This window comes from Paraburkholderia sp. RL17-383-BIF-A (genome assembly GCF_046028015.1).
GTDB lineage: Bacteria > Pseudomonadota > Gammaproteobacteria > Burkholderiales > Burkholderiaceae > Paraburkholderia.
Genome location: NZ_JARESR010000002.1, coordinates 234,930 through 256,356, shown reverse-complemented (window position 1 = coordinate 256,356; position 21,427 = coordinate 234,930). Strand labels below are relative to the sequence as shown.

The 21,427-nt window shown below is 63.7% G+C and carries 22 protein-coding genes; 7 read left to right on the top strand and 15 right to left on the bottom strand.

Annotated elements, in window-relative coordinates; translation table 11 throughout:
* Positions 1 to 29: 29 nt before the first annotated feature.
* The 3 genes from lolD to P0D71_RS03340 form a co-directional block, all read right to left on the bottom strand.
* Positions 30 to 773 (bottom strand): lipoprotein-releasing ABC transporter ATP-binding protein LolD, encoded by a 744-nt coding sequence (gene lolD, locus P0D71_RS03350; protein WP_091792899.1) that lies wholly within the window; start codon positions 771 to 773, stop codon positions 30 to 32.
* Positions 766 to 2,019 (bottom strand): lipoprotein-releasing ABC transporter permease subunit, encoded by a 1,254-nt coding sequence (locus tag P0D71_RS03345; protein WP_408185440.1) that lies wholly within the window; start codon positions 2,017 to 2,019, stop codon positions 766 to 768. The genes lolD and P0D71_RS03345 overlap by 8 nt, the downstream gene beginning before the upstream one ends.
* Before the next feature lie 313 nt (positions 2,020 to 2,332).
* Positions 2,333 to 2,578: a hypothetical protein gene (locus tag P0D71_RS03340; RefSeq protein ID WP_091792897.1), complete on the bottom strand. Its 246-nt coding sequence runs from the start codon at positions 2,576 to 2,578 to the stop codon at positions 2,333 to 2,335.
* A 169-nt stretch (positions 2,579 to 2,747) separates the two neighbouring features.
* On the opposite strand from P0D71_RS03340, the gene P0D71_RS03335 reads away from it, so the two are divergent.
* From P0D71_RS03335 to P0D71_RS03315, 5 genes are all read left to right on the top strand, one after another.
* Positions 2,748 to 3,932 (top strand): regulator, encoded by a 1,185-nt coding sequence (locus P0D71_RS03335; RefSeq protein WP_408479270.1) that lies wholly within the window; start codon positions 2,748 to 2,750, stop codon positions 3,930 to 3,932.
* A gap of 40 nt (positions 3,933 to 3,972) precedes the next feature.
* Complete coding sequence (gene recJ / locus P0D71_RS03330; protein ID WP_408301747.1) at positions 3,973 to 5,679, top strand: single-stranded-DNA-specific exonuclease RecJ; 1,707 nt, start codon at positions 3,973 to 3,975, stop codon at positions 5,677 to 5,679.
* Positions 5,680 to 5,832: 153 nt separating this feature from the next.
* A protein-coding gene (prfB, locus tag P0D71_RS03325) for a peptide chain release factor 2 (RefSeq protein WP_143048276.1) occupies positions 5,833 to 6,937 on the top strand; the annotation gives its coding sequence in 2 pieces (ribosomal slippage) (positions 5,833 to 5,913 and positions 5,915 to 6,937; 1,104 coding nt in all).
* 158 nt (positions 6,938 to 7,095) lie between these two features.
* Positions 7,096 to 8,652 (top strand): lysine--tRNA ligase, encoded by a 1,557-nt coding sequence (lysS, locus tag P0D71_RS03320; protein WP_408185436.1) that lies wholly within the window; start codon positions 7,096 to 7,098, stop codon positions 8,650 to 8,652.
* A 291-nt stretch (positions 8,653 to 8,943) separates the two neighbouring features.
* Positions 8,944 to 9,675, top strand: coding sequence for a glycine zipper 2TM domain-containing protein (locus P0D71_RS03315; RefSeq protein ID WP_408479269.1), 732 nt, complete (start codon positions 8,944 to 8,946; stop codon positions 9,673 to 9,675).
* Positions 9,676 to 9,797: 122 nt separating this feature from the next.
* Here P0D71_RS03315 and iscX read toward each other — a convergent pair whose 3' ends face one another.
* The 10 genes from iscX to P0D71_RS03265 all read right to left on the bottom strand — a co-directional run bounded on the left by iscX (position 9,798) and on the right by P0D71_RS03265 (position 17,050).
* Entirely contained in the window at positions 9,798 to 9,995 is a 198-nt protein-coding gene (iscX, locus tag P0D71_RS03310; RefSeq protein WP_007181290.1) for a Fe-S cluster assembly protein IscX, read from the bottom strand.
* 15 nt (positions 9,996 to 10,010) lie between these two features.
* Entirely contained in the window at positions 10,011 to 10,352 is a 342-nt protein-coding gene (fdx, locus tag P0D71_RS03305) for an ISC system 2Fe-2S type ferredoxin (RefSeq protein ID WP_091792893.1), read from the bottom strand.
* Between the two features lie 159 nt (positions 10,353 to 10,511).
* The gene (gene hscA / locus P0D71_RS03300) at positions 10,512 to 12,383 is read right to left on the bottom strand and encodes a Fe-S protein assembly chaperone HscA (RefSeq protein WP_408479268.1); all 1,872 of its coding nucleotides are present in this window, start codon (positions 12,381 to 12,383) and stop codon (positions 10,512 to 10,514) included.
* A 117-nt stretch (positions 12,384 to 12,500) separates the two neighbouring features.
* Positions 12,501 to 13,028: a Fe-S protein assembly co-chaperone HscB gene (gene hscB, locus P0D71_RS03295; protein WP_408479267.1), complete on the bottom strand. Its 528-nt coding sequence runs from the start codon at positions 13,026 to 13,028 to the stop codon at positions 12,501 to 12,503.
* Positions 13,029 to 13,189: 161 nt separating this feature from the next.
* Positions 13,190 to 13,513: an iron-sulfur cluster assembly protein IscA gene (gene iscA, locus P0D71_RS03290; RefSeq protein WP_028199494.1), complete on the bottom strand. Its 324-nt coding sequence runs from the start codon at positions 13,511 to 13,513 to the stop codon at positions 13,190 to 13,192.
* Between the two features lie 151 nt (positions 13,514 to 13,664).
* Entirely contained in the window at positions 13,665 to 14,078 is a 414-nt protein-coding gene (gene iscU, locus P0D71_RS03285; RefSeq protein ID WP_007181285.1) for a Fe-S cluster assembly scaffold IscU, read from the bottom strand.
* An 80-nt stretch (positions 14,079 to 14,158) separates the two neighbouring features.
* On the bottom strand, positions 14,159 to 15,382 hold the full coding sequence (locus P0D71_RS03280; RefSeq protein ID WP_091792890.1) for an IscS subfamily cysteine desulfurase: 1,224 nt from the start codon (positions 15,380 to 15,382) through the stop codon (positions 14,159 to 14,161).
* A gap of 75 nt (positions 15,383 to 15,457) precedes the next feature.
* Positions 15,458 to 15,988: a Fe-S cluster assembly transcriptional regulator IscR gene (iscR, locus tag P0D71_RS03275; RefSeq protein ID WP_091792889.1), complete on the bottom strand. Its 531-nt coding sequence runs from the start codon at positions 15,986 to 15,988 to the stop codon at positions 15,458 to 15,460.
* A gap of 142 nt (positions 15,989 to 16,130) precedes the next feature.
* Positions 16,131 to 16,628 carry a low molecular weight protein-tyrosine-phosphatase gene (locus tag P0D71_RS03270; RefSeq protein ID WP_091792888.1) on the bottom strand — a complete coding sequence of 166 codons (498 nt, stop codon included), beginning with the start codon at positions 16,626 to 16,628 and terminating at the stop codon, positions 16,131 to 16,133.
* Positions 16,629 to 16,810: 182 nt separating this feature from the next.
* Positions 16,811 to 17,050: a hypothetical protein gene (locus P0D71_RS03265; RefSeq protein WP_091792887.1), complete on the bottom strand. Its 240-nt coding sequence runs from the start codon at positions 17,048 to 17,050 to the stop codon at positions 16,811 to 16,813.
* A gap of 289 nt (positions 17,051 to 17,339) precedes the next feature.
* Between P0D71_RS03265 and P0D71_RS03260 the strand changes: the two genes are divergently transcribed.
* Positions 17,340 to 17,903, top strand: a complete 564-nt coding sequence (locus P0D71_RS03260) for a hypothetical protein (RefSeq protein ID WP_091792886.1) — start codon at positions 17,340 to 17,342, stop codon at positions 17,901 to 17,903.
* 239 nt (positions 17,904 to 18,142) lie between these two features.
* Here P0D71_RS03260 and P0D71_RS03255 read toward each other — a convergent pair whose 3' ends face one another.
* Both P0D71_RS03255 and P0D71_RS03250 read right to left on the bottom strand, forming a co-directional pair.
* Positions 18,143 to 19,558: a lactate utilization protein B gene (locus tag P0D71_RS03255; protein WP_408479266.1), complete on the bottom strand. Its 1,416-nt coding sequence runs from the start codon at positions 19,556 to 19,558 to the stop codon at positions 18,143 to 18,145.
* A gap of 82 nt (positions 19,559 to 19,640) precedes the next feature.
* Positions 19,641 to 20,363 carry a (Fe-S)-binding protein gene (locus tag P0D71_RS03250; RefSeq protein ID WP_408479265.1) on the bottom strand — a complete coding sequence of 241 codons (723 nt, stop codon included), beginning with the start codon at positions 20,361 to 20,363 and terminating at the stop codon, positions 19,641 to 19,643.
* A gap of 180 nt (positions 20,364 to 20,543) precedes the next feature.
* Here P0D71_RS03250 and P0D71_RS03245 point away from each other — a divergent pair, with 180 nt between their 5' ends.
* Complete coding sequence (locus tag P0D71_RS03245) at positions 20,544 to 21,350, top strand: IclR family transcriptional regulator (RefSeq protein WP_091792884.1); 807 nt, start codon at positions 20,544 to 20,546, stop codon at positions 21,348 to 21,350.
* The last annotated feature ends 77 nt before the right edge of the window (positions 21,351 to 21,427 follow it).

Below are 21,427 nucleotides of genomic sequence, written 5' to 3'. Positions count from 1 at the left end.
GCTCAGCCCAGGCTTTCGGTGTCCGGCAATCAGACCGGCACCACCGGCTCTTCGTGCAGCACCCCGTCGCGCAGCCGCATGATGCGGTCGCAACGTCCCGCCAGTTCTGGATCGTGCGTGACGATCACGAAGCTCGTTTCGAGCGTTTGCGACAGTTCGAGCATCAGGTTGAACACGGTGTCGGCGGTGCCGCCGTCGAGATTGCCGGTCGGTTCGTCGGCCAGCACGCAGGCGGGCTTCGTCACCAACGCGCGCGCAATCGCGACACGCTGACGCTCGCCGCCCGACAACTCGCCCGGACGATGCTTCGCGCGATGCCCCATACCGACGCGCTCCAGCACCGCGAGCGCTTCGCGGCGCGACGCTTCGGTGGACATGCGGCGGATTCGCAGCGGCATCGCGACGTTATCGAGCGCGGAAAACTCGGGCAGCAGGTGGTGGAACTGATACACGAATCCCAGCGCGCGGTTACGCAGGTCGTTGCGCTCGCGCTCGGAGAGCCTGGTGAACGGTTTGCCCATGACGGAGACATGCCCGGCGCTCGGGTCGTCGAGGCCGCCGAGCACATGCAGCAGCGTGCTCTTGCCGGACCCCGACGCGCCGACGATCGCCAGCTTCTCGCCGCGCCGCACGTTCAGTTCCGCGTTGTTGAGCACCGTCACGTTCAGACCGCCCTGCACGAACGACTTGGAAATGCCGGTCGCTTCCAGCACATAGGGATGCAGCACGGTATCTGAAGAAGCCATGGATAGAGTAGCGGAACGGTCATTCATAGCGCAGTGCCTCCGCGGGACGGACTTTCGCACCACGCCAGCTCGGGTACAAGGTTGCCAGCGCCGACATCACGAAGGCGATGATGCCGATCCGCGCGACGTCGGCCGGAATCAGTTCGGACGGCAATTCGCTGATGAAATACACCGACGGCGGCAGGAACTGCACGCCGAGCATGTGCTCGATCATGGGCACGAGCCACGGAATGCTCCACGCGATCAGGCAACCGAGCGCGACGCCGGTGGCCGTGCCGATAAAGCCGATCGTCACGCCCTGCACGACAAATATCTTCATGATCGAGCCGGGCTGCGCGCCGAGCGTGCGCAGAATCGCGATGTCGGCCTGCTTGTTGGTCACCGTCATGACGAGCGACGAGACCAGATTGAACGCCGCCACCGCGATGATCAGCGTGAGGATGATGAACATCATGCGTTTTTCGATCTGCACCGCCGAGAACCAGGTCTTGTTCTGCTGCGTCCAGTCGCGAATGTACAGATCACCGGACAGCGTGCGCGCGAGCTGATGCGCGACTTCTGGCGCGCGCTGCATGTCGGTCAGGCGCAACCGCACGCCGGTCGGCGCGGGCAGCCGGAACAGCGCCTGCGCGTCCTTGATGTTGATCAGCGCGAGCGTGCTGTCGTATTCGTAATGCCCCGACTCGAAGATGCCGACCACCGTGAACTGCTTGAGCCGTGGCAGCATGCCGGCGGGTGTGATCGTGCCTTCCGGCGCGACCAGCGTGATCTTGTCGTTGACCGTGACGCCAAGACTGGTGGCGAGATCGGCGCCGAGCACGATGCCGAAATCGCCCGGCACCAGCGCGTTCAGACTGCCGCCTTTCATCTCCTTGCCGATATCGGACACCTGCGGCTCGAGCGACGGCTCGACGCCGCGCAGCGCCACCCCGCTCACCGCGTCCTGACGCGTGAGCAGCGCCTGCGCTTCGACATACGGCGCCGCACCGATCACTTCCTTGTTCTGACGGGCTTCCTGGGCGGTCAACTGCCAGTTGGGCATCGACCCGGTCGGCGAGAAAATTTCCACGTGCGCAAGCACCGACAACATCCGGTCGCGCACCTCTTTCTGAAAACCGTTCATCACGGACAACACGACGATCAGCGCCGCGACGCCGAGCGCGATGCCCGACATCGAGACGAGCGCGATGAAGGAGATGAAGCCGTTACCGGTCGTGCGTTTGCCGGCGCGGGTGTAGCGCCAGCCAATCTGCCATTCGTAGGGAAATTTCAAGCGAATCCTTTTCTGCGTTTCTTCGGCTTTGTGCCGCGCACGAAGGCGTGAAGCGCCTGCCGTGCGGCCCGAGCGTCGTGATTATTGGTGTCGTTGCGCAGCGGATGGTTCCGGCATGACGCGCCATGCCCATAGCAATGGGCGCGCCACCCCGATCCGCGGCGGTCTGGAAGACGCCCGCCGCCGCTGGCACCGCCACTGCCACCACCAATCAAGCGCGAAGTTTGCCATACAATGCCGCCGACTCGCGCAAAGGCAGTCTGGAGCGGAGCGCAGGCGCAATGGCCGGCCCCGAAACGCACGCCCATTCCACCTACCGCAGGTTGTAACGCCCGCGCAGCTCATTGATGATGCCCGCGGCGGCGCTGTTGGCGACCCCGGCCACGTCGGCGTCCTTGCGGTCGCGGTGCAGATGGCTGATGTCCCAGTTGCAGCCGGTCTCGTCGTCCACGGTTTCGTGGAAACCGGTTGGAATCCAGCCGGCCGTGGCCGGGTTGGCATCGAGCGCCTTGACGACCAGCGCCAGCAGTTCCTGTTCGGTTTTGAGTTCACGCGACATGACGGTCTCCATCGTCCTCTGCGCGGTGCCGCCGCGCGCGGCTGTTGCTCCACGCTTCAGGCCCGGGTCTGACCAGGCCAGGCTGATACGGCGGCGAACGCATGGCCCGCCGCCGCGGCTTCAGCAAGCGGGAGCTGATGGACGGAATACTCGCACTCTTTGCCCTACAATGCGCAGCATCATGCTCGCCAACCGCCTCCATCTTCTCCTGCCCTTCGCGCTGCCCGCCGCAGCGGACGCCGCAACCGCCCTTCACGATATCCGCAGTCCCGCCCTCGACCGGCTGATTTCACGCGCGACGCTGGTGGAGCGCGTGATCGGCGAAGACTTTCAGCGCACGCTGCCGCACGAGCGCTGGGTGGCGCGCCAGTTCGGCGCGCTGCCGAGCGGCGCGGCCGCCGCCGACGAAGCGCCGCTCGCGCCCTACATGCTGCGCGCCGACGGCGGCGAACCCGGCAACGCCACATGGGCCTGCGTGCAGCCGGTGCACGTGCGCATCGCGCACGACCATCTGGTGCTCATCGATCCGGCCTCGCTCGATCTGTCCGATGCGGAAGCCGGCGCCCTGCTCGCGGTCGCGCGGCCGCTGATCGAGGAACTCGGCGTGCGTATCGAAGCGCCGCGGCCCGCGCGCTGGTATCTGTCGGGCGAAGGGTTCGGCACGTTGGCCGGCGCGTCGCCGTTGCGCGCGAGCGGACGCAACATCGAAATCTGGCTGCCGCACGAGGCGCATTCCGGCGAGCGTTCGCGCGCCTGGATGAAGCTGCAGAACGAAGTGCAAATGGCATGGTTCGAACATCCGGTCAATGAAGCGCGCGAAGCGCGCGGCCTGCCGGCCGTCAACTCGATCTGGTTTCACGCGCAAGGCGCGGCGCAACCGGTGCGCAGCCCGTTTGCACGGGTGTTCTCCGACGCCGCCGCCACACGTGGCCTCGCGATGACGGCGGGCGTCGCGGCGGCTGCGCCGCCGGCGTCGTTTGCGGCGCTGCGGGCGGCGGGCGCGACGCGCGGCGCTGCGGATAACGCGCTGCGTGGCACGTCGGGCGGCGCGCCCGCGCTCAACGCCAACGCCAACTCGAATGCAAACACGAACACGAGCGGCTCCACGCTGGTCGAACTCGATCCGTTCTCCGCGGCCTACATCGAGCAGGATTGGGCGCGCTGGAACGACGCCTTCGCCGCCTTGCAAACGGACTGGTTCGAACCGGCACTCGCCGCGCTGCAATCCGGCGAGCTCGACGAACTCGGCCTGACCCTGTGCGGCGACACCGGCTCGGTCACGCTCTCCGTCACGCGCGGCGATCTGCGCAAATTCTGGCGGCGGCGCGTGCTCGCCTCACTCTTCATCGAATAAATGATCGACTGACCCAACGAATGATCCACGGCCTTTCCGAATGACTCGAATCGTTACGCGCACCTGTTCTCCCGTCGACGCTGAAATTCTCACCCGCCACGGCCTGCATCCGGTGCTCGCGCGCCTCTACGCGGCGCGCGGCGTGTGCATGCCCGACGAGATCGAAACGGGCCTCGCGCGGCTCGTGCCGCCGGTCGCGCTCAAAGGCTGCGAAGACGCCGCCGCCCTGCTCGCCGACGCGATCCAGAACCAGCGTCGCATGCTGGTGGTCGCCGACTACGACTGCGACGGCGCCACCGCCTGCGCGGTCGCCGTGCGCGGCCTGCGCATGTTCGGCGGCCGGATCGACTACCTGGTGCCGAACCGTTTCGAGTACGGCTACGGCCTGACGCCGGAGATCGTCGAGCTGGCGGCGCGCAATCCGTCGGGCAAACCGGAACTGCTGATCACGGTGGATAACGGCATCGCCAGCGTGGACGGCGTGGAAGCGGCCAACGCGCTCGGCATCGACGTGCTGGTCACGGATCACCACCTGCCCGGCGACGAACTGCCGCCCGCCCGCGCGATCGTCAATCCGAACCAGCCGGGCTGCACGTTTCCGAGCAAGTGCATTGCGGGCGTCGGCGTGATGTTTTATGTGCTGCTCGCGTTGCGCGCGGAATTGCGCCGCCGTGGCGCGTTCAACGATAACTTCCCCGAACCGCGCCTCGACGGTCTGCTCGATCTGGTCGCGCTCGGCACGGTCGCGGACGTGGTCAAGCTCGACGGCAATAACCGCGTGCTGGTCGCGCAAGGGTTGCAACGCATCCGCAAAGGCAAGATGCAGCCGGGCATCGCCGCGCTGTTTCGCGCCGCCGCGCGCGACGCCCGCAGCGCGTCGGGGTTCGACCTCGGCTTCGCGCTCGGGCCGCGCCTGAATGCGGCGGGCCGCCTGTCGGACATGTCGCTCGGAATCGAATGCCTGACGACCGACGACATCGGCCGCGCCTGGGACCTCGCGCAGCAACTCGACACGATGAACCGCGAGCGCCGCGAAATCGAAGCCGGCATGCAGCAACAGGCGCTCGACGACCTCTCGGCGATCGACCCGGACGGCAGGACCACCATCACGCTCTTCAATCCCGACTGGCACCAGGGCGTGATCGGCATCGTCGCGGGACGGCTGAAGGAGAAATTCCACCGGCCCTCGTTCACTTTCGCGCTCGCCGACGACAGCGGCCAGACCGTCAAGGGCTCGGGCCGCTCCATTGCGGGCTTCCATCTGCGCGACGCGCTCGACCTGATCTCGAAGCGCGAGCCGGGCCTGATCGTGAAGTTCGGCGGCCACGCGATGGCCGCGGGCCTTACGCTCGCCGCCGCCGACGTGCCGCGCTTCACCGCCGCGTTCGAAGCGGTCGGCCGCGAATGGCTGTCCGAAGAGGCGCTCTCGCGCACGGTGGAAACCGACGGCGAGCTCGAGGACGCGTACTTCACGCCGCAATTCGTCGAAATGCTCGACGCCGCCGTGTGGGGTCAAGGCTTTCCGGCGCCGGTGTTTTCGGGCGAATTCGATATCGCGTCGCAGGCGCTGGTGAAGGACAAGCACCTGAAACTGCAACTCGTGCGCGGCCGCCAGCGCTTCAACGCAATCTGGTTCAACCACACGGACACGCTGCCCGCCCGCACCACGGTCGCCTACCGTCTCGCGAGCGATACGTGGAACGGCGTATCGCGCGTGCAGTTGATCGTCGAGCACGCGGCGAGTTGAAGCTCGCGCAGCGCGCCGGGGTCCGGCGTCCTGAAAACGTCGAAAATCTCCACAAAATCAACCCCAAACACGCGCCGGATCGCTCAACAGCCTCCGGCGCGCCGCGCCGATCGGCTATAATTTCGTCTTTTTACGAAGCTATAAAAGATCGACATGGAAGCGGAACGTCTCAACGCGATCGAAGCCTCACTGGCGGACCTGCGCACTCGCGCGGACTCGCTACGGGGGTATCTTTGACTACGACGACAAAGCACTGCGTCTAATCGAAGTCAACCGGGAACTCGAAGACCCGGACGTCTGGAACGACTCGAAGCACGCCCAGGCCCTCGGCCGGGAAAAGAAGCTGCTCGACGACACGGTCGGCAAACTCACGTCGCTCGATAACGACCTGCGCGACGCGCAGGACCTGTTCGACATGGCCCGCGAAGAAGACGACGAGGAAACCCTCCTCGCCTGCGAAGCCGACGCGCAAGGCATCGAACAGCGCGTGGCCGACATGGAATTCCGCCGCATGTTCGCGAACCCGGCCGATCCGAACAACGCGTTCCTGGACATCCAGGCCGGCGCCGGCGGCACCGAGGCGTGCGACTGGGCGTCCATGCTGCTGCGCCAGTATCTGCGCTACTGCGAGCGCAAGGGCTTCAAGACCGAAGTGCTGGAACAGACCGACGGCGATGTCGCGGGCATCAAGAACGCCACGATCAAGATCGAAGGCGAATACGCGTACGGCTTTCTGCGCACCGAAACCGGCGTGCACCGCCTCGTGCGCAAGTCGCCGTTCGACTCGTCGGGCGGCCGTCACACGTCGTTCTCCTCGGTGTTCGTGTACCCGGAAATCGACGACTCGATCGAAGTGGACATCAATCCGGCCGATCTGCGGATCGACACGTACCGCGCGTCCGGCGCGGGCGGTCAGCACATCAACAAGACCGACTCCGCGGTGCGTATTACGCACATGCCGTCGGGCATCGTCGTGCAGTGTCAGAACGACCGTTCGCAGCACCGCAACCGTGCCGAAGCCATGGCCATGCTGAAATCGCGCCTGTACGAAGCGGAAATCCGCAAGCGTCAGGAAGAGCAGGACAAGCTCGAAGCCGGCAAGACCGACGTGGGCTGGGGTCATCAGATCCGCTCGTACGTGCTGGACAACAGCCGTATCAAGGATCTGCGCACCAACGTCGAAATCAGCAACACGAAGAGTGTGCTCGACGGCGACCTCGATCCGTTCATCAGCGCCAGCCTGAAACAGGGCGTCTAAGCGCAACCGGCGCGGCCTGAAAAGCCGCGCCGCATCTTCGCCGTCTTCTACTGCTTCTTTCTGTTTCTTCGCTGTTTCTTTACACCGCCTGAGGTTTTTACTGACTGGCCACCCGCAAGCGCGCCACTCGCGTGCGGGCCACCGAATACCAAATCATCATGACCGAACCGACCCAGCCTAACGCGGCCCAGCCTGACGCGGCCCGACCGAATGCCGTGCCCGAGGTGGACGACAACAAAATCATGACCGAGCGCCGCGAAAAGCTGCGCGAGTTGCGTGAGCAAGGCGTCGCCTATCCGAACGATTTCCGCCCCACGCACCACGCCGAAGATCTGCAGTCGCAATACGAGCACGCCGACAAGGAAGCGCTCGAAGCGAATCCGCTCGAAGTCGCGATCGCCGGCCGCATGATGCTCAAACGCGTGATGGGCAAGGCAAGCTTTGCGACGGTGCGCGACGGTTCGGGTCAGATCCAGTTCTTCATTACGCCTGCCGACGTTGGCCAGGACACGTACGACGCCTTCAAGAAGTGGGACATGGGCGACATCGTCGCGGCGCGCGGCGTGCTGTTCCGCACCAACAAGGGCGAACTCTCGGTGCGCTGCACGGAACTGCGCCTGCTGTCGAAGTCGCTGCGTCCGCTGCCCGACAAGTTCCACGGTCTGGCCGACCAGGAAATGAAGTATCGCCAGCGCTATGTCGATCTGATAGTCACGCCGGAAACGCGCAAGACGTTCGTCGCGCGCACCAAGGCGATTTCGTCGATCCGCAAGTTCATGTCGGACGCCGACTTCATGGAAGTCGAAACGCCCATGCTGCACCCGATTCCGGGCGGCGCGGCGGCCAAGCCGTTCACCACGCACCACAACGCGCTCGACATGCAGATGTTCCTGCGTATCGCGCCGGAGCTGTATCTGAAGCGCCTCGTGGTCGGCGGCTTCGAGCGTGTGTTCGAGATCAACCGTAACTTCCGCAATGAGGGCGTGTCCGTGCGCCACAATCCGGAATTCACGATGATCGAGTTCTACGCCGCGTACACCGACTACAAGTGGCTGATGGATTTCACCGAGCAGCTGATCCGCCAGGCCGCGATCGACGCGCTGGGCACGGCTACCATCACGTATCAGGGCCGCGAACTCGATCTGGCGAAACCGTTCCATCGCCTCACGATCACGCAAGCAATCCAGAAGTACGCGCCGCAGTACACGAACGAGCAACTCGCCGACAGCGCGTTCCTGCGCACCGAGCTGAAGAAGTTCGGCGTGGATGCGTCGCAGCCGCAGTTCCTGAACGCGGGCGTCGGTTCGCTGCAACTGGCGCTGTTCGAAGAAACCGCCGAGTCGCAATTGTGGGAGCCGACTTACATCATCGATTATCCGATCGAGGTGTCGCCGCTCGCGCGCGCGTCGGACAAGGTTGAAGGCATTACGGAGCGTTTCGAACTGTTCATCACCGGCCGTGAAATCGCCAATGGCTTCTCGGAACTGAACGATCCGGAAGACCAGGCAGCGCGCTTCAAGAAGCAGGTCGACCAGAAAGACGCCGGCGACGAAGAAGCGATGTTCTACGATGCGGACTATATTCGCGCGCTGGAATACGGCATGCCGCCGGCCGGTGGTTGCGGCATCGGTATCGACCGCCTGGTCATGATGCTGACCGACAGCCCGAGCATCCGCGACGTGATTCTGTTCCCGCATCTGCGCCGCGAAGACTGATCGCTGCGCGGTTGAAGTTGCGGTTGAACACACCCCAAGCGCCCGGCATGAGCCGGGCGTTTTTCTTGCTGCTCCGAAGACGTGTGGCGGCTGTCAAGTTTGTAACCATCGGTAAAAACTGCCCACCCTGCCGGGCTCGGCTGTATGAGTTCACCATTCGAGCACCTGCCTTCGGCGCGGCGCCGTCAGGATGGTTGCCCGGAAATCGTTACAAATTGAAACCCTTGCGGAATCGATTTGTCAGACACTTTGCCTTACTAAAAGTCGACTCTGCTAAAGACGGAGGCCAAAATGGACAATCCCAACACGCAACCCACTACGCAATCTCAACAGCCTGCGCAACAACGCCGGATACACCCGCTGGTCGCGACCGCTGCCGGTGCGGTGATCATCGCGAGCCTGGCCGCCACGGCGGCCGTTACGGGCCTGTTTCCGAAGGCGTCCAGCAATGGCGCGCAAAACGATCAGACTCAGGCGGCGCAAGTCTCTACGCAAGGCACACAGCCGGGCGTAGTCGATTCGGCAGCGCCCGCCAACCCGACGGCGCAGCAGGCTGCCCAGCAGCAGGTGGCTCAGCAACCGCAGCCTGCACCCGCCCCCACACCCGCCCAGCAGCAGCAATACGCTCAGCAGCAACAGGCTCGACCGGCACCTGATTACGCCCAGCAACAGCCCGCACAACCGGCCTACTGCTCGACATGCGGCACGGTCGAAGCCATCTCGGCGGTACGTCAGGAAGGTCATGGCACCGGTATCGGTGCAGTCGGCGGCGCGGTAGCCGGCGGCGTGGTCGGCAATCAGTTCGGCAGTGGCAACGGCCGCACCGCGATGACCGTTCTCGGCGCGCTCGGTGGCGGCCTTGCCGGCAACTCGGTCGAAAAACATATCCGCAGCACCACGTCGTACTCGGTGCGCGTGCGGATGGAAAGCGGCAAGACGCGTTACTTCACCTACCATGAAGCGCCGCCGTTCCAGCAGGGTCAGCGCGTTCGTGTTGAGAACGGCACACTCGTGGCAAGCTAGACACCCACTGAATACGTTTTCGATAGACGCAAAAAAGGCGATTCCAATGGAATCGCCTTTTTCTTTGCCGTAACCGGAGGGGCGAGCAGAACGCCGACCGGCGCCGGAAAACTCAGTGACGCTCAGTAATCCGCGTCTTCAATCCATGCAGCCTGAATCGCCTCGAGGATCTTTTCGTTCGAACGGTTAGGATCGTCGTCGAATCCTTCCAGTTCGGTAACCCAACGGTGCAAGTCGGTGAAGCGCACCTGTTGCGGATCGATGTCCTGGTGCTTGTCAGTCAGGGCCATCGCGATGTCTTGCGTATCGGTCCACTTCATGGCTGCATCCTCCTGTTAGTGGTTTTCCTTCGCGTGATTGATCGAGTAGCGAGGGATTTCGACAACCAGATCCTGCTCGGCCGGCACCATGGCCTGGCATGACAGGCGCGAGGTCGGTTCGAGCCCCCATGCCTTGTCCAACAGATCGTCCTCGTCTTCCTCGGATGGCGTCAAGGCGGCGAAACCCTCACGCACGATCACATGGCAGGTCGTGCACGCGCACGACTTCTCGCACGCGTGCTCGATTTCAATGCCGTGCTCGAGCAGGCTGTCGCAGATGCTCTTGCCGGGCACGGCATCGATCACCGCGCCTTCCGGGCACAGTTCGACGTGAGGCAGCACAACGATTTGAGGCATACATTTTCCGTTTGGGTCTGAGGCACGGCGGCCTCAAACAGGCTCCGTACCATTTTACTGGCGACGCGAGGACTTTTTAAGTCCACGCGGCGCGATTCGAATTTTTGCAGCGGCGGACAACGCAGGCCGCCTGCCGCTGCTGCAAGGCTCGGGTCGAGCTCAGATCTCGTCGAGCTTGCGGCCGGCAAGCGCGCGGCGAATGCCCTTGTTCATGCGGCGGGCGGCGAATTCGTCGGTGCCTTCAGCGAGGGTTTTCGTGGCGGCTTCGATTGCATCCACGTCGTCGCTCTGCGCGACATTGCGCAATGCATCGAGCAGCGTGTCGAGTTCGGCGCGCTCGCTGTCGTCGAGGAGCTCCGCGTCGGCGGCGAGCGCCGCGTCGGTGGCTTCCACGAGACGCCGCGCTTCGACTTGCGCTTCGCGCAGCGCCCGTGCCCGCATGTCGACCTCGGCGGTCGAGAAGCTCTCTTCGAGCATTTTCGCGATGTCGTCGTCGGCGAGACCGTAGGACGGCTTGACTACCACCGACGCTTCCACCCCCGAGCCCTGCTCACGTGCGAACACGGACAGCAGGCCGTCGGCGTCCACCTGGTAGGTCACGCGAATGCGCGCGGCGCCCGCGGCCATCGGCGGAATGCCGCGCAGCTCGAAACGCGCGAGCGAGCGGCAGTCGCTGACGAGTTCGCGCTCGCCCTGCACGACGTGGATCGCCATGGCCGTCTGGCCGTCCTTGAAGGTCGTGAAGTCCTGCGCGCGCGCGACCGGAATCGTCGAATTACGCGGGATGATCTTCTCGGTCAGACCGCCCATCGTCTCGACGCCGAGCGACAGCGGAATCACGTCGAGCAGGAGCCACTCGTCGCCGTCCGCGCCGCGGTTGCCCGCGAGCAGATCGGCCTGGATCGCCGCGCCGAGCGCGACCACCTGATCCGGATCGAGATTGATCAGCGGCGGCTGGCCGAAGAACGACTCGACCGCGCGTCGGATCACCGGCATGCGCGTCGCGCCGCCGACCAGCACCACGCCCTTGATGTCTTGCGTCGTGACCTTGGCGTCGCGCAGCGCCTTTTTCGTCGGGCCGAGCGTGCGCTGAACCAACGCCTGCGTGATGGCCTCGAAAGTGGCCTCAGCGATCGTCAGATCGATCCGGGTGCCGTTCGAGAGCGTGACCTGTAGCTTCGTATCCGGCGCGTCGGACAGCGCCTCCTTGGCCACACGCACGCTGTCCAGCAGCAGGCGGACGTCTTCGGGTGCGAGCGTTTGCGGCGCGATGCCCACCTGCTCCAGCACGTAGCGATACAAGGCGTGATCGAAATCGTCGCCGCCGAGTGCGGAGTCGCCGCCCGCCGCGAGCACTTCGAACACGCCTTTGGTGAGCTTGAGAATCGACAGGTCGAAGGTGCCGCCGCCCAGGTCGTACACGGCGTACAGCCCCTCGGAACCGTTATCGAGGCCGTAGGCAATCGCGGCCGCCGTCGGTTCGTTCAGCAGGCGCAGCACATTCAGGCCAGCCAGACGCGCGGCGTCTTTGGTCGCCTGACGCTGGGCTTCGTCGAAGTAAGCCGGCACCGTGATGACCGCGCCGACGAGTTCATCGCCGAGCGTGTCCTCGGCGCGCTGGCGCAGCGTCGCGAGAATTTCGGCCGACACTTCGACGGGGCTCTTCACGCCGTCCACGGTGCGGATCTGCACCATGCCGGGTGCGTCGACGAAATCGTACGGCGCGTTTTCGGCGCCTTCCACTTCCGCCTTGCCACGGCCCATGAACCGCTTGACCGAAACGATGGTGTTGCGCGGATCGCTCGCCGCCTCGGCCTTGGCCGTACGGCCGATGCGGCGGCCGCCCTTTTCCAAGTAGCGCACCACCGACGGCAGCAGCGCATGGCCGTCTTCGTCGGGCAGCACGTCGGGCACGCCGCTGCGCACGGCGGCGACGAGGGAATTGGTGGTGCCGAGATCGATGCCGACCGCCAGACGCCGCTGGTGGGGTGCCGGCGCCATGCCGGGTTCGGAGATTTGCAGTAAGGCCATCTGGGTCTTCTCGGGGCCGCTCGGCCCCGTCCTGAATTTTCGCGTTGCTGGATATAAAGCTACGGCTCGGCTGGCGAACGTGGCCGCGCTCCCGCTGCTGCGCGCGGCGCGAGCTCGCTAGGTGTCGAGCCGCTCGATCTGCGTACCGATTTCCGACGCCACCCGCTCGATGAACATCAACTGCCGCACGGCCTCGCCTGCGGCCTGATTCGCGCCGCTGTCGAGCAACGCGCCTAGCTTTTCGAAACGCATGCGCTCTTCGTCGCGCAGTTCCGTGAGCAAGGCGTCGAGCGCATCGACGTTCTTCGCCGCAGCCGCGTCTTCGATCCCTTCGCGCCATTCCATTTGCTGCATGAGGAACGCCGGCTCCATCGCCGTATTGTTCTCCGCGCCGACGTCGATGCCGCGCAGATGCAGCAGATAAGTGGCGCGCTTCAACGGATCGCGCAGCGTCTGATACGCCTCGTTGGTGCGCGTCGCCCACTGCATCGCAATGCGCTTTTGCGCGTCGCCGGCCGCCGCGAAGCGGTCCGGATGCACTTGCGCCTGGACCGTGCGGTAGGCGTGATCGAGCGCCGCCGCGTCGAGCGCGAATTGCGCCGGCAGGTCGAACAGGTCGAAGTGGCTGTCGTTCAGCGAGGCCATCGGATAGAAGAAGTCCGTTCAGGAAAGCGCACCGGAGTGCAGTCTAAAAACTCGGCTCGGTGGAGCGTGAAGGCAGCGTGGCCGCGCAGGCGAATGCGTGGATCAAACTAAAAAGGCGGCCCGCGCCGCCTTTGATCCGCTGCACGCGGAAATGTCCGGAATTACACGCGGAACGATTCGCCGCAACCGCATTCGTCCTTCACGTTCGGGTTGTTGAACTTGAAGCCTTCGTTCAGCCCTTCACGTGCGAAGTCGAGCTCGGTGCCGTCGATATAGGCGAGGCTCTTCGGGTCGACAATGATCTTCACGCCGTTGCAATCGAAGACTTCGTCTTCGGGCGCGAGTTCATCCACGTACTCGAGTTTGTAGGCCAAGCCGGAGCAGCCGGTGGTGCGCACGCCGACGCGCAAGCCGACGCCTTTACCGCGCCGGGTCAGATACTTCTGGACGTGCTGTGCTGCCTTTTCGGTCAACGTAATTGCCATAGCGTTTCTCATTGCGCAGTGCGTGCCGGCCGTTCGTCTGCCTTCTCACGCGCTGCTACCCTGCCTGCATCAAATATCGCTCGTGTCGGACGGTTGCGTTGAATTCGCGCCGTCCGTTTCCATTCACCTGAAACCGCGCCGCAACCGCCGCTTAAGCGTGTTGCTTCTCGTCCGCGACGACTGCTTCACCGTGACGTTGCTTGTAGTCGGCGACCGCTGCCTTGATCGCGTCTTCCGCGAGGATCGAGCAGTGGATCTTCACCGGCGGCAGCGCCAGTTCTTCGGCGATCTGCGTGTTCTTGATCGACATGGCCTGATCGAGCGTCTTGCCCTTCACCCATTCGGTCACGAGCGAGCTCGACGCGATGGCCGAACCGCAGCCATACGTCTTGAACTTCGCGTCTTCGATAATGCCGTCCGCGCCCACGCGGATCTGCAGCTTCATGACGTCGCCGCATGCGGGCGCGCCGACCATGCCGGTACCGACCGCATCGTCGTCCTTCGCGAAGGAACCGACGTTGCGCGGGTTTTCGTAATGGTCCAGAACCTTGTCGCTATAAGCCATGATGACACTCCTTGATTCGTTTCAACCTGCAATTCGTGCAATTCGCAATTCGATAAATTCGACGTAGTCCAAACGGCGCGTCAGTGCGCTGCCCACTGGATAGTCGAAATGTCGATCCCGTCCTTGTGCATTTCCCACAGCGGCGACAAGTCGCGCAGCTTCGAAATCTTGGTCTTCAGCAGGTTGATCACGTAATCGACATCCTGCTCGGTCGTGAAGCGGCCCACCGTGAAGCGGATCGAGCTGTGCGCCAGTTCGTCGTTACGGCCCAACGCGCGCAGCACGTACGACGGCTCCAGCGAAGCCGACGTACACGCCGAGCCCGACGACACCGCCACGTCTTTCACCGCCATGATCAGCGACTCGCCTTCGACGAAATTGAAGCTGATGTTCAGGTTGTGCGGCACACGCTTTTCCATGTCGCCATTCACATATACCTCTTCCATTTCCGACAGGCCGCGCAGCAGACGGTCGCGCAACATGCGGATACGTTCGTTCTCCGTCGCCATTTCTTCACGCGCGATCCGGAACGCTTCACCCATGCCGACGATCTGGTGCGTAGCCAGCGTGCCCGAGCGCATGCCGCGCTCGTGACCGCCGCCGTGCATCTGCGCTTCGATACGGATACGCGGCTTGCGGCGCACGTACAACGCGCCGATGCCCTTCGGTCCGTACGTCTTGTGCGCCGAGAACGACATCAGGTCGACCTTCAGCTTTTGCAGGTCGATCGCGATCTTGCCGGTGGCTTGCGCGGCGTCGACGTGGAAAATAATGCCCTTTTCACGGGTGATCTCGCCGATCGCCTCGATGTCCTGAATCACGCCGATCTCGTTATTGACGGACATGACCGACACCAGAATCGTGTCCGGACGCAGCGCGGCCTTGAATTTCTCGAGGTCGATCAGGCCGTCGTCCTTGACGTCCAGATACGTGACTTCGAAGCCTTCGCGTTCGAGTTCGCGGCAGGTGTCGAGCACGGCCTTGTGCTCGGTCTTCACCGTGACGATGTGCTTACCCTTGCTCTTGTAGAAGTGCGCGGCACCCTTGATCGCCAGGTTGTCCGACTCCGTGGCACCCGAGGTCCAGATGATTTCGCGCGGGTCGGCGTTCACCAGCGCGGCGACATTCTCACGCGCTTCTTCGACTGCCCGCTCCGCGTCCCAGCCATACGAGTGGCTGCGCGATGCGGGGTTGCCGAACTGCTCGCGCAGATACGGAATCATCTTGTCCACCACGCGCGGATCGATCGGCGTCGTCGCGCTGTAGTCCATGTAGATGGGCAGATGGAGAGTGTCGTTGTTCATCAATTGCTCCGGGGACGTCATGTGCTCTGGCTTCTGGGTTTCTGATCAGGCTGCGGTTTCTGCTTGATACCGCGCCTAGGAACCGGCCATGTTGAAAACGGAATTCGGCCCTTTCGGCGCCACGCGGACAGGTTCGACCGCCGGCGCCTCGTTGCGCCTGTCGCGCAATACGGCCGGCGCGCCTTCGCGCGAACGCTGCTGGTCGACCAGATCCTTCAGGGAGACCGAATCGAGGTACTCGACCATTTTCTGGTTCAGCGTGGACCACAGTTCGTGCGTCATGCAGTGGCCGTCGTGCTGCTTGGTACCCTCGCAGGAGCCTTTGCCGCCGCACTGGGTGGCGTCGAGCGGCTCGTCGACCGCGATGATGATGTCGGCCACGGTCACGTCTTCAGAGCGGCGGGCCAGATTGTAGCCACCGCCCGGCCCGCGCACGGACTCGACGATTTCATGACGACGCAGCTTGCCAAACAGCTGCTCGAGGTACGACAGGGAGATATGTTGGCGCTGGCTGATACCCGCAAGCGTCACCGGGCCCTGCTCCTGGCGCAGTGCCAGGTCAATCATCGCCGTGACGGCGAAACGGCCTTTCGTGGTGAGTCTCATATGTAGGGGAACCGCAATTCTCGACAAGTTTTGTCAAGTATAAATACATGAGCGATTTAGTCAAGTATCCCTATCGCGATTTGGGTCATTCGCTTAATTGCGAGATAGGCTCGGCGCACTAACGCCCTCGGCCGCCAAACGCTTAAGCCAGCAAGTGCGGGCGCAACGCCGCGATCAGGCCACGGCAGGCCGCTTCGCACTGATCCAGCACCTGCTCGAAACCTTCCGCGCCGCCGAAATACGGATCCACGACTTCGCGGGCGCCGCCCCAGCGGACGTCCGCCTCGGGGACGAACTCCATCAGCAGACGAATCTTGTCGTGCTGTTCCGGCGCGCAGACCTGGCGCAGGGCGGCGACGTTTTTGTCGTCCATTGCGATCAGCAGATCGAAACGCTCGAAGTCCGCAGCGGCGATCTGGCGGCCGCGCAACGCGGCCAGTTCATACCCGCGCCGGCCGGCCGCGTGCTGCGCGCGCTCGTCAGGCGGCTCGCCGATGTGCCAGTCGCCCGTGCCTGCGGAATCGATCAGAATGCGCTCCGCGAGCTTCGCCTCGCTCACCAGATGGCGCATCACACCTTCCGCAGTCGGTGAACGGCAGATGTTGCCGAGGCAGACAAAGCAGATCGACACGGTTTTCATCAGAGGCTTTTCCGGCGCGCCAGCGCTTCGGCCGACGGTTAGCAAACAGTTGCCGCGATTATACAAAGCCGGCCGGAATTTCGCCGGAAGCCCGGCGCGCGGCAGTTTGGGATGGCGCGGCGCTACGCGGCGATGACACTTGCGCCGCTGCGGTCGCGCGTACCTTGTGCTTACCTTCGTGTTTACGACGCTTCCGCGAGCGGCATCGCGGTGACAGCTCGCATCGGTTTCGCCGGCAGCGCCGAGGCGGCATCGACCATGCCGTACGAGACGGCGCGAGCGAGTTCAGCCGTCAGTTGATCGGCAGCGAGCGGGGCTTGCGACGCGTGCGATGCGGTGTTTCCGCAAATGTGCAGATAGGCAGCCGCAGCGAGCGGCACAACGATGGCTAATGGCCAGTACACCGATATTGTCTTTTTCATGATGTCGTTTCTTCCGATTGTGGGCGGATGAGCTTGTAGCCCACTATGCCCAGTCCAAATCCTATAGGAATATGCAATCGGGAAAAACCCAACGCCGCGAGACAGATCGTTGCTCTCAATGAAACAGTCGATCGGCTGTTTGCGGCGCGCGTCGCGGGCGTCGCGGGCGTGCGGCTTGCGACAGAAAAAGAAATCCTTACAAACGCATACAAAGCTCTTGTGACGGATGACGATAATAGCGGTCTTAAAAATACATGCCCTCGTACTGGTCTATCTTGGTCTATCTCACATGAAACGCTTCGCACCAATTGTCTGTCTCGCGGCCGCCGCCCTGCTCGGCGGCTGTGCGGTGTATCCGGACGGCACGCCGATGTACGGCAATGCCAATGGCGGATACAACGGCTATAACGCCTATGACGGGTACGACGGGTACGCCACTGGCGTGCCGGTCGTGCCGCAAACCAACGTCTACATGGGCTACGGCAACTACTCGGAACCGGGCTACTACGGCGGCCCGGGCCGTTATTACGGCCCCGGACCCGGTTATGGCGGCTATCCCGACCACGGTCGGCCGAATAACGGCAACTATGGAAATAACGGCAACCACGGCGACAACGGCGGCTGGCATGGTCAGCCCGGTGGCGGTGGATCGCACGGCGGACCGCCGCCTCAAGGCGCGGCGGGCGGACCGCGGGGGCCGAGCGGATCGAATGCGCCGCGCCCGGGAGCCGGCGCCCCGCCACCTCCGCCGCCGCCTCAACAGGCAGGGAATGGCGGCCATGGCAACGGCAACAACGCGGCACCCGTGCGCGGGGTGCCGGGCCGACAGTCCGGCCAGATGACGGACCATTAAGGCAAGCGTTCGCGTTGGAGTTCCGACGCGAACGTGCGAATCCGCCAGGCGACCGCGCTCCAATTGACGGCTACGGGAGCGCACTTGAGCCTACTCTGCGGCTTCGGCTGAGTTCATCCGAAGCGCCAGCCAGAAAGCGAGATGAGCAATCAGACAGCGCGATGCCGGAATCTACGGCTCGCGCACAATGCCGCGAGACATCGGACCTACGACACCAAGCCCCGCTTGCCCCTATCCGCTCAGCCGATATGACTGCGTTGCGCGGCGTACAACTCCCTGAACGTCCGTCCGACCGGTGCGGGCATATCCCGCGTATCGGTCCAGCCCGCGCCACCTAACGGCAGCCTGGCAATCGACCGGTTCGTGCCACCCATGCGCTCGAGCACCCGCACGGCCAGCTTCGTAAAGAGCGCATAAGCATCCGGGTGCAGCGCCAGAAAACCCCACACGGCGAGCCCCACGCGTTCTTTCCAGGGGCGCAGCCGCCGCTCCACCTGCTTCTCGCGCAGCTTGCGCAACAGATCCGACAGCGGGATCCCCACCGGGCACACGCTATTGCACTCGCCACACAAGGTCGCGGCCTGCGGTAAGTCCAATGCCTTGTCGATACCGACATAGCTTGGGGTCAACACCGAACCCATCGGCCCTGGATACACCCAGCCGTACGCGTGGCCGCCCACCTTCTGGTACACCGGGCAGTGGTTCATGCACGCGCCGCAGCGGATGCACCTCAACATTTCCTGGAAGTCGCCGCCGATCAGCCCTGTGCGCCCGCCGTCGACGAGCACCACGTACATATGTTCGGGACCGTCCTGATCGCCCTCGCCGCGCGGCCCGGTCAACACGGAAAAGTAGTTCGAGGTCGCCTGCCCGGTCGCCGAGCGCGGCAGCAGACGCATGGCCGTAGCCAGATCCTCGAGCGTGGGCAATACTTTCTCGATTCCGGTCACGGCCACATGCACGCGTGGCATGACCGTGCACATGCCTTCATTGCCTTCGTTCGTGACCAGCACGACCGAGCCGGTTTCCGCCACCACGAAATTGCCGCCTGTCACACCCATGTCCGCCGTCATGAAATGCGGACGCAGAATCTCGCGCGCTTCGCGCGTCATGTCGGTGATTTCGGTCAGGCGCGGCCGGTTGTGAGTCTTTGCGAACAACTCGGCGATTTCGTCCTTATCTTTGTGGACGACCGGCGCGATGATGTGGCTCGGCGGCTCGTTGTCGTTGATCTGGAGGATGTACTCGCCCAGATCCGTTTCGATGGATTGCACGCCCATTTGCCCGAGCACTTCGTTCAGGCGCATTTCTTCGGTGACCATCGACTTGGTCTTGATCACCTTCTTTACCGCGTGACGACGGGCAATGTCGCCGACGAGCCGCGCCGCCTCCTGAGTCGTCTCGGCGAACAGGACGGTCACACCACGCCGGGCCGCCTCGCGCTCAAAGGTTTCCAGCCACACGTCGAGATTGTCCAGCGCGCGATTGCGGCGCTCCTTCAGCGCGGCGCGCGTGGCCGGAAAGTCGATCTCGGTCATGGCCGAGGCACGGGCCGTGACGAATTTGGTCGACAGCTTGGTCAGGTTCTGCTGCAAGCGCTGATCGGCGAGCTTTTGACCAGCGCGCGCCTTGAATTGCATGGATTGGACTTGCATGGCGGCCTTGTGCGGAATCGGGCAAAACGCGCCTGAAAGCTGAAGCGCGAATCTGAAACGGCGGGGAATGCGGCGAACAGCGTTACACGTCGCCGGCCAGGACCTGGGCGATGTGCAGCACCCGCGTGGTGACGTCGCCGGTACGCCGCAAACGGCCTTCGATATTCAGCATGCAGCCCAGGTCGCCGAGCACCACCGCGCCGGTTTCGCTCGCCCGAATGTTCGCGCATTTTTCGTCGACGATCGCCGTGGAAATATCGCCGTACTTGAGCGCGAACGTGCCGCCGAAGCCACAGCAATGCTCGCAGTCCTTCATCTCGCTCACCGTCACGCCGACCTGCGCCAACAGCGCGCGGGGCTGCGCTTTCACGCCTAATTCGCGCAACCCTGAGCAGGAATCGTGATACGTGACGCGACCCGCGAACTCACCCGGCTGCAACTGCACTTTGGCCACGTTCACGAGGAAGTCGGTCAGTTCGAACACTTTGGCGCGCAGGCGGCCGAAGCGGTTCATCAGTTCGGGATCGTCGGCGAAAAGGTCGCCGTAATGCGCGCGGATCATGCCGCCGCACGAACCGGACGGCACCACGACGTAATCGAACTGTTCGAACTCGCGCAGCGTTTTCTCGGCCAGATCGCGCGCGATGCGCCGTTCCCCTGAGTTGTAGGCCGGCTGCCCGCAACAGGTTTGGGCAGGCGGCACCATCACCTCGAAACCCGCGGCTTCGATCAGCTTGATGACCGAAAACCCGATCTCGGGACGCATCAGGTCGATCAGGCAGGTAACGAACAATCCGACTCGCATGAGCCCTCCTTCGGGAAAACGTCCCTGATTATCCGCTGTTTGGCGCACAATACCAACGGCCGGAAGGCATAGGACACAGATCAAGTCCGATTGGAATAGCGCCTCCAACCGCTTTCTTTTTTTTCACAATACGGGATACAATCAATTTCCGCTGTTTGACGCGTCAACCGATTCCTCCCCATGAGCGATACGAACCCGGATCCCAAGACTTCGATCCAGGTGATCGAACGCATGATGCGCTTGCTCGACGCCCTTGCTGCGCATAGCGACCCGGTCAGCCTGAAAGAACTCGCCATCCGCACCGAGTTGCACCCTTCCACCGCCCACCGCATCCTGAACGACATGGTGATGTGCCGGCTGGTGGACCGGTCCGACCCCGGCACTTACCGTCTGGGCATGCGCCTGCTCGAACTCGGCAATCTGGTGAAAGCCCGCCTGTCGGTACGCGACGCGGCGCTCACGCCGATGCGTGAATTGCACCGTCAGACCGGCCAGACGGTGAACCTGTCGGTACGTCAGGGCGACGAGATTGTCTATATCGAGCGTGCTTATTCCGAGCGTTCCGGCATGCAGGTGGTGCGCGCCATCGGCGGGCGGGCGCCGCTGCATCTGACGTCGGTCGGCAAGCTGTTCCTCGCCGCAGACGAATCCACGCGCGTGCGCGCCTATGCAACCCGTACCGGCCTGTCGGGCCACACGCAGAACAGCATCACCGACCTGACGAAACTGGAGCGCGAACTCTCGCACGTGCGTCAGCAAGCCTGCGCGCGTGATAACGAAGAACTGGAACTCGGTGTGCGCTGCATCGCCGCCGGCATTTACGACGACACCGGCAAACTGGTCGCCGGTCTGTCGCTGTCCGCGCCGGCAGATCGCCTGCAGGATTCCTGGCTTGGCCAACTCAGCCAGACCGCGCTGATGATCTCCGAGTCGCTCGGCTACCGGCCGCAACCGGCGCAAGACCATTCGCATAGCCATCACGCGTAAGCTGGCGCCTGACTTTCAGCGCAATAAAAAGCCTCGCAAATGCGAGGCTTTTTTCTACAGGCCGATCCGGAAACCGG